The sequence below is a fragment of the Novosphingobium sp. 9 genome, assembly GCF_025340265.1.
Lineage (GTDB): Bacteria > Pseudomonadota > Alphaproteobacteria > Sphingomonadales > Sphingomonadaceae > Novosphingobium.
In genome coordinates this window covers 2,230,745-2,248,095 of the sequence record NZ_CP022707.1, presented here as the reverse complement: position 1 = coordinate 2,248,095, position 17,351 = coordinate 2,230,745, and the positions used below count along the sequence as shown (strand labels likewise).

Sequence of the window (17,351 nt, the reverse complement as noted above, 5' to 3'; positions counted from 1 at the left end):
TATTCCTGAACGAGGGACCAGAACCGGCGATACCCGGCACGTCGCCGTGCGTCGAGGCATGGCGCGGAATCGCCTCGCGAACATGGGCAAAAAAACATGTTGGCGCCACATGTCACCGATCAGGCCGTGTCAGTACACGGTCATGACAGGCCTGCAGGTACAACGATTTTCTCATTTTCCAATGGTCGGCAGCGGCACGGGGCGCGTGCATGTCATGGCTATCGGCGGAGCCCATCAGTTCGCGCATATCATTCCTGTCGCGTGCGAGGTGGAGCGCCTGCTGCCAGGTGCGGTGACGATATTCGTGCCCTCGCACCGCGATGCGCGAGCGCTCGGAGCATTCCTTTCAGCGATAGGCGAGCCGATGCTGCGGGTCACGGTGATGACCTTGCCGCGCAGCGTGTCCTTCATCGGCAAAGTGGTGGGCAAGGTCGGGCGCTTGCTTGCATGGCGATCGCGACTGGTTCAGGCTGACGTGATCCTTTGCGCGGAACGGACTTCGACCATTCTTGCACGCACAGGCCGCGATTGCCCGCCGATCCTGCATATTCCGCATGGCGCAGGGGATCGGGCTGTCGGCTTCGAGCCGCGTTTCGCCTATTTCGACGAGGTGTTCGTTGCAGGCCGCAAGGATCGCGATCGCTTGCTGGCCGACGGCAGGGTGCCCGAGGATCGTTGCACTGTTGCAGGGCCGGTCAAGCTGGCGACCGTGCTTAAATGCCATGCGCAGCGCGCCCGTCTGTTCGACAATGATCGCAAGACCATTCTCTATAACCCGCACTTTTCCAAGCAGTTCGGTTCCTTGCCGAGCTTCGGAAAGCGGCTGGCCGAGGCGGTGATGCGGGATGGCCGCTATAACCTGGTGATCGCGCCGCATATCCGGATGGCGCGAAGCTGGAGTGCGCGCCGTCGCCGTGAATGGGAGGCGCTGGCCGTGCCGGGGCAGATCCGGGTGGATCTCGGGTCGGAGCGTGGTTGTGACATGACCTATACGCTTGGTGCCGACATCTATGTCGGCGATGTGAGCAGTCAGGTCTACGAATTCCTCGTTCATCCACGCCCTTGCCTGTTCATCGACGTGGCGGGAACGGCATGGCGTGACTGCGACAACTTCGCGATGTGGCATTTCGGGGAAGTCGTTGGCGCGGACGTCGATGTGATTGCCGCCGTGGATCGCGCCATCGCCGCACATGGCGCCTATGCCGCATGGCAGAAGGAGCGCATGGCCTATGCCATCCAGGGGATCGCATGGATGCATGACGGCACCCCCCGGATCGATGGACAGTCGCCTGCGGTTACGGTGGCGCAGGCGGTAGTCGCACGGGCCGAGTGGCGGGATGTGAATATCGCAGCTTGAGAGGCATGCATCGCCGATGCGCATTCAGGCGTATCGATCTGGCTGTGCCCTGCTTCTTTGTCGAGCGCTTGGATGATTGCCCGCTGTCGCGATCGGCACGTCGCCACACTCCTATACTGTGCCGATATGGATGCATTGCCAGGGTTGTGATCGCAGGTCGGGACAAGTGCGTCAGGGTTGTTGGAATTGGTTCCCCATGATTTTGGAGATTTTCGTCTGTTTTGGACGGAAAACGGCTATATCTTGAAAAGTAAATAACGATAAGTGCGGCTGATAAATGGCGGCATCACGTTGTACTGATAAATTATGGTATATCATTTTTGAAATTCTTCAATTTGAATGTAAAAATGAATTATATTGTTATATGTATTATTGACTAAGTTTTATCACATAAATTTGTCTCGTAGGATGTGGGTCGCCGCCAACCGGGAGACAGTCCATGGACAAGCGCGTCGAGATCACCAGCAAGGTAAAAGGATCGGCCAGCAAGACGCTTCATGCAGGAGATGGTGTAACATCGATTGCGGTTGAACAGGGAGCAGCGGTCAGGATCGACGTTGCTGCCGGTACCGTGACAGGCATGGTTCGTGACGGCGATGATCTGGTGATTTCGTTCGCGGATGGCAGCGTTGTACGGCTGGATGGCTATTTCGCCTGCGGAACCAGCGAGGCGACGCCCGTGACGTTTGCCGATCCCCTGACGGGAGATCAATGGCTTGCACATCTGGCGGACCTGACCTGCGTTGCGCCGGCGGAAACTTCGAGCAGCCCTGTCGACTTTACCATGGTGCCGCTTGAAAGCTCTTCTGCCGTCGCGGGAGGGTTGTCGAGCGGGTTGCTGATCGGTCTTGGTGGGCTGGCGGCGGCGGGGGCCATCGTCGCGGTGTCCAGCGGTGGCGGGCATAATGGCGGCGGCAGTACGCCTTCGGGCGACACGACGCCGCCTGCTACGCCGACGATTGCACCTAGCAACGGGAGTGTCCTCGATGGCACGGCAGAGCCGGGGGCCACAGTGCGGCTCGATCTCAACGGCGATGGAACGGTCGATGCCAGCGTGACGGCGGATACCAGTGGGCACTGGTCCTATACGCCGCCCAGTCCACTGGCCGATGGGACGAGCGTTACGGCGACGGCGGTGGATGCGGCGGGGAACGTTTCCCCGCCCGCAAGCACCGTCACGGATTCGCTCGCACCGCCTCAGCCGTTCATCAACGATGCCATGGACAATGCCGGAACGATCCAGGGCATTGTCGTTTCGGGAGGATTTACCGACGATGCGACGCCGACTCTGGAAGGAGTGACTGAAGCGGGGGCCAGCGTTGGAATCTACGATAACGGCACTTTGATTGCGACTGTAACGGCTGCTGCGAACGGGAGTTGGTCGTACACGCCTGGTACACCGCTGGGGGAAGGCGAGCACGCTTTCACCGTCGTGGCCACCGATGCGCTGGGCAATGCCAGCACGGCCTCTGCCCCGTATACTCTGACGGTGGACCTGACACCGCCCGCTGCACCGGTGCTTGCCGAAACGGACGGCACCACGATCGCCGGTACGGCAGAAGCGGGCGCTCTGGTAGGCGTGGATGTCGATGGTGATGGCGTAGCCGATCTCTTTGCAACAGCGGCTGATGATGGAAGCTGGACTGTCACCGCCGATCCCGCGCTGGCGGATGGCGCTGCGGTCAGTGCCACGGCAACGGATGCTGCGGGGAACGTGTCCGCTGCCGCGGCGGCGATTGTCGATCAGTCGCTCGATACCACGCCGCCGCCGGTGCCGATGCCTGTGGTGACGGACGATCAGGGCATGGTGCAGGGCGCACTGGCCAGTGGCGATGCAACGGATGACGCTGCCCCTATGTTGAGCGGCACCGGCGCAGAGGCAGGCGCGACGATCTCGATTTACGATGGGACGCAGGTGCTGGGGACAGCGCTTGTCCAACCGGATGGAACCTGGAGCTTCGAGGTATCTCCCCCGCTGGAGGATGGGCCGCATTCGCTGACGTTCACCGCTACCGATAGCGCGGGCAACGTCAGTGCTTCCTCTTCGGCGTTCGACCTTGTGGTCGATACGCAGGCGCCCGATTCTCCCTTTATCGATCCGACGAACGGTTCCGGGCTGGTCGGTACGGCGCAGGCCGGTGTGTTCGTCGATATTGATATTGACGGCGACGGCTCGGTCGATGCCACCGTACAGGCCGATGCCAACGGGCGCTGGAGCTACATTCCCGCGCAAACCATTCCGGACGATACCGTGGTCGAGGTGACGGCCCGCGATGCGGCGGGCAATGTCTCGTCACCGGCCAGTACGGTCGTTGACGCTAATTATCCCGTTGTGCCGATCATCAATGCCGTGTCGGACGATGTTGCCGCCGGAACCGGGCAGATCGTTGCAGGAGGGATGAGCAACGACCCGACGCCGACGCTCAGCGGAATCGCGGCGGCAGGGGCGACCGTCACCGTGCTCGACAACGGCACGGCGATCGGCACCGCGATGGCGAATGCAGGAGGGGCATGGACTTTCACGCCAACCGTTGCCCTGACAGAGGGCAATCACAGCTTTACCGTGACAGCGCTCGATCCGTACGGTGTGGGTAGCGGGCCTTCCAGCGCCTATCCTGTGACGTTCGATTATACGGCGCCAGCAGCCCCATTCTCAATCCCACGGATGGTGCAACGTTGAGTGGCACGGCAGAAGCAGGGGCAACCATCCTTGTCGACAGCGATGGCGATGGAACGCCGGACGCGACTGCAACTGCGGATGCGAACGGTCGCTGGAGCGTTTCGTTCGATCCGGCGCTGGCGGATGGAACCACCATCAGCGCGGTGACACAAGACTCGGCTGGAAATGCCTCGCCTGCGGCCAGCGGCACGGTCGATGCCTCGCTGGACAGCACGCCGCCGTCAGTTCCGGTGCTGACGGCGGTGACGGACGATGTGGGATCGATACAGGGGCAGCTTGCCAGCGATGCGGCCAGCGACGACACGACGCCGCTGATCGTGGGGACGAGCGAGCCGGGCGTTACGGTGTCGCTCTACGATCAGGGTATCCTGGTCTCCACGACCACTTCGGATGCTTCGGGCAACTGGTCATTTGCGCCAACGCTGGCGGAAGGTCCGCATGTGCTGACCTTCACGTCCACGGATGCGCAGGGCAACGAGAGCCAGCCGAGCGCCGCCTTCGCGCTTACGGTCGATACCACCGCACCTTCCGCGCCAGTGATCAATGCCAGCAACGGGGATAGCCTGACAGGGACCGCAGAGGCCGGCGCGACAATCAATCTCGACCTCGATGGCGATGGCACGGCCGATACCACGGTACAGGCGGGATCCGATGGGAGTTGGGCGTACACGCCTGATGATCCGCTTGCCAGCGGTGATACCGTAATCGCTACTGCCAGCGATGCCGCAGGCAATACATCTGCGCAAAGCTCGACAACGATCGACCGTACTGCGCCAGCCTCCCCTGCGATTTCGTCGGCAAGTGACGATACCGGCAGCAGGCAGGGGACGATGGCCAGCGGCGCCTATACCGACGATACCCAACCGATATTCACCGGGACGGCGGAACCGGGTGCACTCGTTTCGCTGTATGATGGTGCAGTGCTGCTGGGTTCTGCGGTCGCGACGCCTGCCGGTGCGTGGACTATCTCGCCCCAGAATCCACTGGCCCAAGGCGTGCATGTGTTCACGGCCACGGCAAGCGACGCTTTGGGCAATGTGAGCCCCGCGACATCACCATTCAGCCTGAACATCGATACCTCAGCACCAAGTGCACCTTCGATCACCTCGGCTCTCGATGACTTTGGCGCGGTTCAGGGTCTGGTCGCCTCGGGCGGTTCGAGCGATGACGCCAGTCCACTTCTGCGCGGGAGTGCGGAGCCAGGTAGCAGTGTCTCGATCTATGACGGGACGAGCCTGCTTGGTACGGCCCTTGCAAATGGGGTGGGAAGCTGGAGCTTTACGCCACATCGCCGCTTGCCGTAGGGCCGCACAGCTTCACCGCGACCTCGACCGATACGGCTGGCAATGTCAGCCCGGTGTCTTCTGTTTATGCGCTGGCGATCACTTCCCCGACCGTGGCAGCGCCCACTGTCAGCGCGGTACTGGACGACGCTGGCAGCGCGCAGGGACCGGTTCAGCCGGGCGGTATGACCGACGATGTGCTACCATCGTTTTCGGGAACGGCATCGCCGGGCACGGTCGTTACGGTCCTGATCGACGGTGCCTCGATTGGAACCGCACCGGTCGATGCGACCGGACGCTGGAGCCTGGTGCCTGCCGTCGCCCTGGCGGGCGGGCCGCATGTCCTGACCACATATGCCACCGATGCCAGCGGAACGCAGAGCCCGACGACGGCGCCGTTCGCGTTCACCGTCGATACGCAGGCACCCGCAGCGCCCGTCATCACGGCTGCACTGGATAACGCCGGTACGGTCCAGGGGCCGGTCGCAAGCGGCGGTGTCAGCGATGACGTTCTGCCGACTTTCACCGGTACGACCGAACCGGGCGCGACGGTCACGATCAGCGATGGTGCCACTGTCCTTGGCACTGCGCTGGCTGATGCCGGCGGGGCATGGACCTTTACGCCCACGATGGCACTGGCCGAAGGTCCGCACGCGATTACGGCCTATGCCACCGACATCGCAGGAAATGTCGGTGCCAGTTCTGGGCCGTTCACTCTGCGGATCGATGTGACGGCTCCGGCTGCGCCCACTATCCAGCCGAGCAATGGCGCGACGTTGACGGGAACTGCGGAAGCCGGGGCGACCGTCAATCTCGACCTCGACGGGAACGGCGTGGCAGAGACCAGCGTCGTGGCGAATGGATCGGGTCTGTGGACCTACACGCCGCCCATCCAGCTTCTCGATGGTGCTCGGGTGATTGCGACAGCGACCGATACCGCAGGAAATACGTCCGCGCCAACGAGCACGCTGGTCGATCGCACTGCACCGCTGGCGCCCGCCATAACCGGCGTCCTTGACGACGTGGCGCCTCAGACGGGAACAGTGGCAAACGGCGGCGGCACCAACGATACCCAGCCGGTGCTCACCGGCACGGCGGAGCCCGGCTCGACTGTCACGATTCTCGATAATGGCATGTCGCTGGGCACCGCTGCGGTCAACGCCTCTGGAAATTGGACTTTCCCGATTACGACTGTGTTGGCGACCGGCTCGCACGCTTTTACGGCAAGTGCCATGGACGCGGCCGGCAACAACGGTCCGGCGTCTGTGGCATATACGGTAACGGTGGATACGGCCATTCCGCCAGCCCCGGTCATCACCTTGCTGACAGATGATGTCGGGCCCGTTCAGGGTGGTGTCGCCTCGGGAGGAACAAGCGACGATACGCTCCCGGTGCTGGGGGGAACCTCGGGCGCGAACCTGACGATTGCCGTTTATGATGGTGCGACGCTGATCGGCACAGCAACAGCCGATAGCGCTGGGGCTTGGAGCCTAACGCCAACTTCCCCGCTATCGGGTGGGCCGCACAATTTCACGGCGATCGCAACCAATGCGGCTGGCGCGGTGAGCGGGGCATCGAATGTCTATTCCGTCACCATCGACACCTCGACGCCGGCGGCGCCCACGATCACGAATGTGGCCGATGACGCCCCCGACCATGTCGGCACGGTTCCCGCAGGTGGCCTGACGAACGATACCTCGCCGTTGATCGCAGGCACGGCAGCTGCGAATGCCGTGCTTCGGGTCTATGCGGACGGCGTGCTTCTGGGCACGGCCAATGCCGATGCCAGCGGCAACTGGAGCTACGGTGCTTCGCTGGGCGAGGGTGCGCACAGCATAACCGCAATTGTGGTGAGCGCGGCAGGCGTGACCAGCGGCTCCTCGAACACCTACAGCTTCACCATCGATGCGACCGCGCCGGGCGCGCCGGTTGTCGTCCGTGCCGGGGCTAGCCAGATCTCGGGCACGGCAGAGGCCGGGGCGAACGTGTTGATCGATGTCGGTAACAACGGATCTGTCGATGCGACGGTCACCGCCGATGGCACTGGCGCGTGGAGCTATACCTTCCCGACCAATCCGGGTAACGGCACCGTGGTCAGCGTGCGGGCGGAAGATCCCGCGGGCAATGTTTCCGGGCCGACGAGCGCAACGGTGGACGCCGTTCCACCGGCCGCGCCGGTTCTGGTCGCGGTGAACGACGATCAGGCGCCGGTGACAGGCGCGGTTTCGGCAGGTGGGGCGACGAACGACACGCAGCCTACCTTTACGGGAACCGCCGAAGCGGGGGCGACCGTCTCCGTGCGGGATGGCGCTACCGTGCTGGGAACGGCACTGGTCGACAGCAGCGGCAACTGGACCTTCACGCCCGCTGCAGCGCTTGCCCCCGGCGGGCATACGATCACGATCGTGGCAACCGATCCTTCCGGCAACACTGGCAGTGCATCTTCGCCTGCCTTCGCCTTCAGCATCGATGTCAGCGCTCCTGCGACGCCGGTGATCGCGAATGTCAGCGATAATGCCGCGCCGCAGACCGGTAACGTGGCCAGTGGCGGGGCGACCAACGACACGACGCCCACGATCACCGGCACGGCAGAGGCAGGCGCGCTTGTCAGCCTTTACGCCAACGCCAGCACCACGGCGCTTGCCACGGTGGCGGCCGATGGCAGCGGCAACTGGTCCTTCACACCGACGCTTGCGCAGGGGAGCTACAGTTTTACCGTGACGGCGACCGATAGCGCGGGCAATGTCAGCACGGTCTCGAACGCCTATGCGATCACGGTCGACACGGCGGCGCCTGCGGCTCCGGTGCTTTTCCCCACTGACGGCATCACGATAGCGGGAACGGGAGAGCCGGGCGCGATCATCCAGGTCGATACCGACGGTAACGGAACGCCGAATTACACGACCACGGTGGACAGTTTCGGAGATTGGAGCGTCACGGCCAGTCCCGCGCTGCCCGATGGGACCACGGTCTCGGCAGTCGCGGTGGATGCGGCAGGGAATGTCTCGCCGCCGGACAGTGAAGTGGTGGATGACGGCATAAACACGACGCCGCCGTCGGTCCCGTCGACACCTACCATCTTCGACAACGTGGGAACCGCGCAGGGTCCCGTCTCCAGTGGCGGGGCGACCGACGATGCCATGCCCGAGCTTTCCGGTACAGCGGACCCGCTATCGACGATCACCATATACGATCTGGGCGTGCCGATCGGAATGACCACGGCGGACAGTGCGGGTAACTGGAGCTACACGCCAACGCTGACCGATGGCACGCACAGCTTTACCGCGACAGCTGCCCAGAATGGATTGGAAAGCCTCAACAGCTCGCCCGTAGCTCTCAGTGTCGACACGGCTGCACCGGCTGCGCCGACGATTGCCCCCACCAATGGGAGCACGCTTTCGGGGACGGCGGAGCCCGGTTCACTGGTCAATCTGGATTTTACCGGGGATGGCGTGCCCGAAGCCGTGGTGCCGGTCGATAACGCTGGCAACTGGACGTATACGCCCGCCACGCCGCTGCCCGACGGCACTCTTGTAACCGCACGATCTGAAGACGCAGCGGGCAATCTCTCGTCGCCGAGCACGCAGAGCGTCGATAGTGCACCGCCCCCGACCCCGGTGATCGTCAACGCCAGCGACAACGTGGCGCCTGTGACCGGCAGCGTTTCCTCAGGCGGCGCAACCAACGACACCACGCCGACGCTTACGGGTACGGCAGAAGCCAATTCGGCCGTGACTATCCGGGATGGCAGCTCGGTGCTGGGGGTGGTGACTGCCGATGCTTCGGGAGCCTGGACGTTTACACCCACGCTGCCCCTGGCAACCGGCTCGCATTCCTTCACGGTGATCAGCACGGATGCCCTCGGGAATGTCAGCTCCGCCTCCAACATTTATGGCCTGACGATTGATACGGCTGTGCCGGTTGCGCCGGTTATTACCAGTGCGAACGACAATGTTGGCACCATTCAGGGCACGGTGGCATCGGGTGGTGCAAGCGACGATGCCACTCCAACACTGAGCGGCACTGCCGAAGCCAACGTGACGGTGACGATCTACGATGGCGGCAGCGCGATCGGCACTGCGACTGCCAATGCTGCTGGCGCATGGATATTCACACCCGCAACGGCGCTGGGAGGCGGCACGCATAGCTTCACGGCGACGGCGACCGATGGTGCCGGCAATGTCGGGCCGGCATCCAACACGTACAGCGTGACCGTGGACACGACCGCTCCGGCGGTTCCGATAGTCACCGCTGTCAGTGACGATGTCGGAGCGACGCAAGGCACGTTGTCCAACGGCGGCGTCACCGATGATCCTCGTCCGACGCTGACCGGCACATCCGAGGCTAATGCCACGATCACGGTCTACGATGGCGGTGCGGCCATTGGCACGACCACGGCGAACGCGGCGGGGACATGGACCTTCACGCCATCGGCGGACCTTGCTGCCGGGGCACACGCGCTGAGCGTTCGCGCCAGCGATGCCGTCGGCAATCAGAGTGCAGCCACATCGGCCTTCAACCTGACCGTGGACACCACCGCGCCTGCCGCGCCGGTGATCGTTTCCGCCACGGATGATGTGGGCGCGTCGCAAGGCGTGGTCTCCAGCGGCGGCACGACCGATGATGCCGCGCCGCTGCTCGCCGGCACCGCCGAGGCGAATACCATCGTGTCGATCTACAACAACGGTGCGCTGCTCGGCACGACCACTGCGAATGCATCCGGCGCATGGACGTACACGCCGCCCAGCCAGCTTGCAGAGGGATCGCACGCTTTCACCGCTACTGCGCGCGATGCGGCAGGCAACCTCAGCAGCACCTCGAACACGTATTCGATAACGGTTGATACCACCGCGCCTCTGGTGCCCTCCATTGCCAGTGTTACCGACGATGTCGGAAGCGTACAGGGCACACTGGCAAACGGGGCTGCCACCGATGATACGCGACCAGCCCTGACCGGCTCGGCCGAGGCGAATTCCACCGTTTCCATCTACGATAACGGTACGCTGATCGGAACGACCGCGACCAATGCCTCGGGCGTCTGGACCTATACGCCGACGACCGCTCTGGCAGATGGCAGCCACAGCTTCACGATCCGTGCGACGGATGCGACAGGCAATGTCAGCGCCGCGTCTTCGCCTTTCGCGATCCGGGTGGATACGGCTGCCCCGGTCGCCCCGGTTATCGCCAGCGTGACGGATGATGTCGGGACAGTGCAGGGCATCGTTGCGACTGGTGGCGTTACCAACGATACGCTGCCGCTTCTGCGGGGCACCGGTGAAGCGGGCTCGACTTTGACGATCCTGGCCAACGGCGTCTCGGTCGGCAGTACTGTCGTGGATGCCAGCGGCAACTGGAGCTTTACACCGGCTTCGGCTCTTGCGGAGGGGAGTTACAGCTTCACGGCAAGAGCGACCGATGCTGCCGGGAATACTGGGCCTGTGTCGAACACATATGCGATAACGTTGGATACGACGGCGCCTGCCGTACCGGTCATCACCAGTATCGTCGATGATGTGCCGCTGAACACCGGCGTGGTGGCGAATGGCGGTTCCTCAAACGACACGTTGCCGCAACTGACTGGGACGGCGCCAGCCAATGCTTCGCTGGTGATCTATGACAATGGCGTTTCCATCGGTTCGGCAACCGCGAATGCCTCGGGCGCATGGACGTTTACACCCGGTGCTGCGCTGTCGGATGGAACCCACAATTTCACAGCCGTCTCCGTCGATGCTGCGGGGAATGCCAGCGCTGCATCCAACACTTATGCAATGACGCTCGACCATACAGCGCCGACGAATACGATTGCGATCACTACCCTGTATACCGATACCGGGACGGTCGGTGACTGGAGCACGCAGGATAACAGTCCCACCATCAGCGGCTCGCTGGGGACTGCGTTGACGTCCGGCGATACGGTGCAAGTCCAGATCGATGGTGGGACATGGGTGAATGCCAGCGCATCGGGAACGAGTTGGTTCTACGGTCCCGGAACCTTGACCACGGGTTCGCATACCATTGCCGCGCGCGTCGTTGATGCGGCGGGCAACATTGGCAACAGCACCTCGCAGGGTATCACGATCACCAGCATTCCGGCGACAGCGCCCGTCGTGCAGGCGAGCAGTTCGTCGCTGCTGGGGCTCGTCGGCCTGAACGCGCTGAACCTGATCGACCTGTCCTCGCAGTCGCTGAGCGCGGCGGACGTGAACAACAACCTCCAGAGGGTGGTGGTATCCTATGCGCCGCTGCTGTCGGTCTCGCTGGGCGCCTATACGCTTACGGCGTCTGCAGCGCTGGCAGCGGAACTGGGATTGCAGATCGGCATCAGCAACAACTCGGGCTTCCTGGGCGTGCTTGCGCCGTCATCGACGCTCACCATCACCGCGATCGGCGGCGGCGTTATCGACAACCTGGCGGTCAACGAACTGCTGGCGACGGTCCACTTCCAGCAGAGCACCTCGCTGGTCAGTCTGGATGTGCTCAACGCGACCTCGATCACCGCCTACGACACGACCAACCTGTCGAGCACGACGACGGTCAGTACCTTGCTGGATGCCAGCCTGCTCAACACCAGCGGTGCCAGCAACATCTATCAGGGCACCAGCGGCAACGACACGCTGACGGGCACGGCGGCGAATGACCGCCTCTACGGTTTTGCCGGAAACGATACCTTGAACGGCGGCGATGGCGACGATCTGCTGCGCGGCGGTGCCGGAGCCGATACGCTGAACGGGGGCAATGGCAACGACACGCTGGTCTACGATGCGGCGGATACGCTGATCGATGGCGGGGCCGGCACCGACACGCTGCTGATCGCTTCGGGTACGGGGCCGGTGCTCAACCTCGATCTGGTCAACAACATCCGCAATATCGAGCGGATCGACCTCGGCACCGGCGATGCCGCGCGCCAGATCACGCTGACCGAGGCCGGTATCCTGCGGGCGACGGACAGCAACCATGCGCTGACCGTGCTGGGTGACGGCAGCGATCAGGTGACGATGACCGGCGCCGTCTTCCAGGGGCAGACCATCATCGGCGGGGAAGCCTACAATCACTACACGCTCGGGGCGACGAACATCTACGTCGATCATCCCGTGCTGGTGGTGACGTGAGCAGACGCGACGGGGCAAGGCAGGGCAGAGCAGGGCAGAGCAGGGCAACGAACAGATGAAAGGGCCTTATGGCGCGAGGCTGGCGGGATGTGGCGGGCGGCCTGCTGGCTGTCGTTTCGGGAATGCAGACAGGCGTGGGGGCTGCGCAAGACAAGGGCGAGCTTCCACCGGTGGAGGTCGGCCAGATGGCCGCTGTCGCCGATCCGGCGCCCTTGCGCGACGGGGATGAGAAGGCGGTCGATCCTGAACGGAAGGAGGGTGAAGCGCCCCGTCCTGCCGATCCGTTACGTTCCGCAGGAGTGCCGGCCAATCTCGATATCGCCACGGCGGTTGCGCTGACGCTGGAGCGCCATCCGCAGATCGCCCAGGCCAGTGCGACACTGGCGCGGGGAAAGGCCGATCTCGGCGCGGCTCGATCCGCCTGGTATCCGCAGGCGTCCTATCAGGCCAACCTTGGTCCGCACATGCTGTCCGGGGCGAACGCCTCCGGGCTCAATGAGAATATCGCCGGGCCAACGCTTTACGTACAGCAGCAGGTCTGGGATTTCGGGCGCAGCAGGGGCGAGATCGGCGCGGCCCGCTCCACCACCGCACAGCGCTGGTATGAGCGGGAGGCAACTGCCGACCAACTGGCAGAGCAGGGCGCGCTGGCCTTTCTGGAAGTGCGCCGTTTCGATGTTCTTGCGGTGGAGGCAGAGCGGCAGGTCGGTGAACTGGCGCACTTGCGCGAACTGATCGCCATGCGGGTGAATGCCGGGGTCTCGGACAAGTCCGACCTGATGCTGGCCGATGTGCGCGTCGATGGCGCGCGTGCGGATGCGATACAGGCCCGCACCTCGCTGGCGATGGCGGGGGCCACGCTGGCCAATCTGATCGGCGGGACGGCCAGCCATTATGCCGACCCTGCCGCGATTATCTCGCGCTTCGAACCGGCGGAAGAGGAACCCGATTACAATAGGCTGCCGCAGGTAATCGCGGCAGGCGATGCCGCGAATGCCGCCAAGGCGAAAGTCGGGCAGGCGCAGGCCGAGCGCTACCCCAAGCTGGGCCTGCAACTGGGCTACACCCGCAACAACTATACCTACAACTCGCGTGACAACGCGTTCACGGCGGTCGTGACGGTCAGCGGCGATCTTTACCGGCGCGGGCAGCGCTATCAGGTCGAGGCCGCCCGCGAGGACCAGCGCGCTGCCGAGGCGGCGCAGGACACCGCCGTGATCGAGGCGCGCGGCAAGGCGCTTACGGCGCAACAGGAAATCCGCGCCGGTCAGCTTCGCATCGATACTTATGCCCGGCAGGAGGACCAGGCGGTCACGGCCACGCGTATCTTCTTCGAGGAATACAAGCTGGGCAAACGCACGTTGACCGAACTGCTCAATACGCAGCTGGAGGTGTTCCGCGCCTCCAGCGCACGCATCGCTGCCGAATACGACATCATGGAGGCTCGCGTCCGGTTCGAGAATCTGAACGGCACGCTGCGTCCGTCGCTGGGTCTCCCGGCCCGGCTCGATCAGGGAGAGGAGGGGCCGTGATCCACGATACCATCAAGGCGCAGGCCTGGGCGGCGGCCATTGCGCGGATCGCCTCGATCAAGGGCGTTCCAGCCAGTGCGGAGGAACTGGAAGGGCGATTGCACTGGGCTTCGGGGGGCACGCTGGAGAGCAATCTCGTATCCGCCGCACGCCGCTCCGGCCTTTCACTGGAATTCGCAGCCATGGCGCTGGACGGCGTGCCCGTGCTGCTCATGCCCTGCGTGATCGAGTTGAGCGACGGTAAGGCCGCGATCCTGTTCGGGCGCGATGCCGAGAGCGTCCGTGTGCAGATCACGGGCACCGGCAGCGATACGCCGATAAGCCTGCCGATCTCCACTTTCGCCCCGATGGCGAGTGGCCGGGTGGGCTTTGTCGAGCCGCTGTCCAGCCGGTCGCGCGATGCGCGGCTGGAGGAATTCCTGCGTGCGCCTGCGCGCTCGTGGGTTCGCGACATCATCGCCAGGGACCGGCGCGGTTATGGCGAAGTGATGATCGGGTCGGTCTTCGGCAATCTGCTGACGTTTGCGACCTCGCTCTTCGCCATGCAAGTGTGGGACAGGGTGGTTCCGGCACAGTCGATCCCCACGCTCTGGGTGCTGGCGCTGGGCACCGGCATTGCTCTTGTGGTGGAACTGATGCTGCGCACCGCGCGCGTCCAGCTGGTCGACCGGATCGGGCGGCGCGCGGACATCGAGCTGTCCTCGCGCATATTCGCGCGTGCACTGGACTTGCGTTCCGATGCCCGGCCCCGCTCCACCGGAGCCCTGATCGCCCAGCTGCGTGAGATCGAGCAGATCCGCGAGATGCTGACCTCCACCACGATCTCCGCGCTGATCGACCTGCCGTTCATCGCTCTATTCCTGATCCTTTTTGCGCTGCTGGCGGGGCAACTGACGTTCGTGCTGGTGGCCGCCGCCGTGCTCATCGTCGTGCCGGGCCTGTTGCTGCAACGCCCGCTGGCGCGGCTGGCCGGGGAGGGGATGCGCGAGGGGGCGCTGCGCAACGCGATCCTCGTCGAATCCATCGAGCGGATCGACGAGATCAAGATGGCGCAGGCCGAACCGCGGTTCCAGTCGATGTGGGAACACCTCTCGCTGACGGGAACACGCGTGGGGGCAGAGCAGCGCTTCTGGTCCGCGCTGTTCGTCAACTGGACGCAAACCCTGCAACAGTTGGCCTATACCGCCGTGATCGTGGCGGGCGCATTCAAGGTGATGGACGGGGACATGACGATGGGCGCGCTGATCGCCTGCTCGATCCTGACCAGCCGGGCGCTGGTGCTGTTCGTACCGTTCGGCCAGATCTTCACGCGCTGGCAGAACGCGAAGATCGCTGTCACGGGCCTTGAAGACCTGTTCGCAAGGCCGGTCGATCACGATCCGGACCTTGGCCTGCTGCGGCGCCCCGCTCTGTCGGGCAATTTCGACATGACCGGCGTGCGCTATGCCTATGACGAACAGAGCCCCGAAGTGCTCTCGATCGACACCTTCGCGCTGCGCACCGGAGAGCGCGTGGCGCTGCTGGGGCGGATCGGGGCGGGCAAATCCACGATGCTGCGACTGCTGGCCGGGCTGGCGCGGCCGACCGGGGGCGACCTGCTGCTCGACAATACCCGGCTCTCGCTGATCAACCCGGCGGACGTGCGGCGCGATATCGCCTATCTGGGGCAGGGGGCGCAGCTGTTCCTCGGCACGATTCGCGAGAACCTGCTGATCGGCGCGCCGGGCGCCAGCGATGAGAAGATCCTGCACGCGCTGGCCGTCACAGGCGGGATCGGCCTTGTGCAGAACCAGCCTGAAGGCCTCGACCTGCTGTTGCAGGAAGGCGGCGTGGGCCTTTCGGGCGGTCAGCGGCAGACCCTGCTGCTGACGCGCGCGCTGCTGCGTGAGGCGAACATCGTGCTGCTCGACGAACCCTCCGCGCCGCTGGATGACATGTCCGAGCGCAGCCTCGTTGCGAACCTTCGGCAATGGCTGGGCGCGCGGACGCTTGTTGTCACCACCAACCGGCCGGGGATGCTCGAACTCGTCGACCGGATCGTCGTTCTCGATCGCGGGAAGATCGTGCTCGACGGGCCGCGCGATCAGGTCATGGCCAGCCTTTCCGGACCTGCCGCCTTGCGGGAGAAACGCGCATGAGCGGCTATTTCGGCGATGGCACGTACACGCACCTGCTCGAAGGGCTTGCGGCGCAGGAGCAGGAGAGCCGCTGGCTGCGCTGGATCGGACGCCTGCGGATCATTCCGGTGCTGTCGGCAGGCGTGCTGGCGTTTCTGGTCTGGAGCTATTTCGGCGTGCTTGACGAAGTGGCGACCGGCCCCGGCAAGGTCACGCCGCCGTCGCGCTCGCAGGTGATCCAGAGCCTTGAGGGCGGGATCGTCAACGGCATCTTCGTTCACGAAGGTGATATCGTCAGCCCGCGCGAGAAGCTGGCGACGCTCGACAAGGCGCGCTTCAGCTCGATGCTGGGCGAGGCCGAAGCGAAGGCGCGGGCGCTGGAGGCCACCTCGGCGCGGCTGGAGGCGGAGATCAGCGGCGGCAGCCCGCAATTTCCGGCAGATGTGCGCGCCACGCCCGGTCTGGTCGCCCGCGAGATGGAAGTGATGCGATCGCGTCGCCAGAACCTCGCCGTCGCCACGGCCAGCCTGCGCGAAAGCCTCGCGCTCACGCAACGGCAACTGACGATGACCGAACCGCTGGTCGATCTGGGGGCGGCGAACAAGGTCGAGATCATCCAGTTGCAGCGCCAGAAGAACGAGATTCAGGCCAAGCTGGACTCGCTGCGCAACCAGTACGTGATCGATGCCAGTGGCGATTATTCCAAGGCCCGCGCCGAACTCGATCAGGTGCGCGAAGTGATCGGCGGACGGCAGGATCAGCTTGACCGCACCACGCTCTATTCGCCGGTTCACGGCATCGTGAAAAACCTGGAAGTGACGACCATCGGCGGCGTGATCCAGCCGGGCGGCTCGCTGATGGAGATCGTGCCGCTGGAGAAGCAATTGCTGATCGAGGCGCGCATGTCGCCGCGCGATATTGCCTTCATCCGTCCCGGCCAGCCTGCGACGGTTAAGATCACCGCTTACGATCCCTCGATCTACGGAACGCTGGAAGGCACGGTGGATCGCATTTCGCCCGATACGCTTCAGGACGAGGTGCATCGCGATCAGGTCTATTACCGCGTCTATGTCCGCACCGCACGCTCCAGCCTGCGCACCAAGGACGGGCGCGAGCACGCGATCATGCCGGGCATGGTCGCCAGCGTGGAAGTGCGCACCGGCCGCAAGACCGTGCTCCAGTACCTCATGAAACCGATCAACAAGGCAAAGGAAGCCCTGCGCGAGCGATAGAACAAAGGGGGCAGGCGCGACTGTATCGCGCCTGCTCCTTC

Annotated in this window: 7 protein-coding genes; all 7 read left to right on the top strand. The window is 64.1% G+C overall.

The window, feature by feature from the left end; genetic code table 11:
* The first annotated feature begins 214 nt into the window (after positions 1-214).
* The 7 genes from CI805_RS11050 to CI805_RS11020 all read left to right on the top strand — a co-directional run bounded on the left by CI805_RS11050 (position 215) and on the right by CI805_RS11020 (position 17,310).
* A complete protein-coding gene (locus tag CI805_RS11050; RefSeq protein ID WP_260923252.1) occupies positions 215-1,357 on the top strand; it encodes a glycosyl transferase in 1,143 nt (380 codons plus the stop codon).
* 439 nt (positions 1,358-1,796) lie between these two features.
* The gene (locus CI805_RS11045) at positions 1,797-4,037 is read left to right on the top strand and encodes an Ig-like domain-containing protein (protein WP_260923250.1); all 2,241 of its coding nucleotides are present in this window, start codon (positions 1,797-1,799) and stop codon (positions 4,035-4,037) included.
* Entirely contained in the window at positions 4,034-5,341 is a 1,308-nt protein-coding gene (locus CI805_RS11040; RefSeq protein WP_260923248.1) for an Ig-like domain-containing protein, read from the top strand. The genes CI805_RS11045 and CI805_RS11040 overlap by 4 nt, the downstream gene beginning before the upstream one ends.
* Positions 5,342-5,433: 92 nt before the next feature.
* Positions 5,434-12,429 carry an Ig-like domain-containing protein gene (locus CI805_RS11035; RefSeq protein WP_260923247.1) on the top strand — a complete coding sequence of 2,332 codons (6,996 nt, stop codon included), beginning with the start codon at positions 5,434-5,436 and terminating at the stop codon, positions 12,427-12,429.
* 68 nt (positions 12,430-12,497) lie between these two features.
* The gene (locus CI805_RS11030) at positions 12,498-13,961 is read left to right on the top strand and encodes a TolC family protein (RefSeq protein WP_260923245.1); all 1,464 of its coding nucleotides are present in this window, start codon (positions 12,498-12,500) and stop codon (positions 13,959-13,961) included.
* The gene (locus CI805_RS11025) at positions 13,958-16,099 is read left to right on the top strand and encodes a type I secretion system permease/ATPase (protein ID WP_260923244.1); all 2,142 of its coding nucleotides are present in this window, start codon (positions 13,958-13,960) and stop codon (positions 16,097-16,099) included. Before CI805_RS11030 ends, CI805_RS11025 begins: the two co-directional genes overlap by 4 nt.
* The gene (locus CI805_RS11020; protein WP_260923243.1) at positions 16,096-17,310 is read left to right on the top strand and encodes an HlyD family type I secretion periplasmic adaptor subunit; all 1,215 of its coding nucleotides are present in this window, start codon (positions 16,096-16,098) and stop codon (positions 17,308-17,310) included. Before CI805_RS11025 ends, CI805_RS11020 begins: the two co-directional genes overlap by 4 nt.
* Positions 17,311-17,351 lie beyond the last annotated feature (41 nt).

Excerpts from the sequence above, each read along its gene's own strand:
- CI805_RS11050 (WP_260923252.1), top strand. The coding sequence starts at position 215 with ATGGCTATCGGCGGAGCCCATCAGTTCGCGCATATCATTCCTGTCGCG.
- CI805_RS11030 (WP_260923245.1), top strand. The coding sequence starts at position 12,498 with ATGGCGCGAGGCTGGCGGGATGTGGCGGGCGGCCTGCTGGCTGTCGTT.
- CI805_RS11045 (WP_260923250.1), top strand. The coding sequence starts at position 1,797 with ATGGACAAGCGCGTCGAGATCACCAGCAAGGTAAAAGGATCGGCCAGC.
- CI805_RS11020 (WP_260923243.1), top strand. The coding sequence starts at position 16,096 with ATGAGCGGCTATTTCGGCGATGGCACGTACACGCACCTGCTCGAAGGG.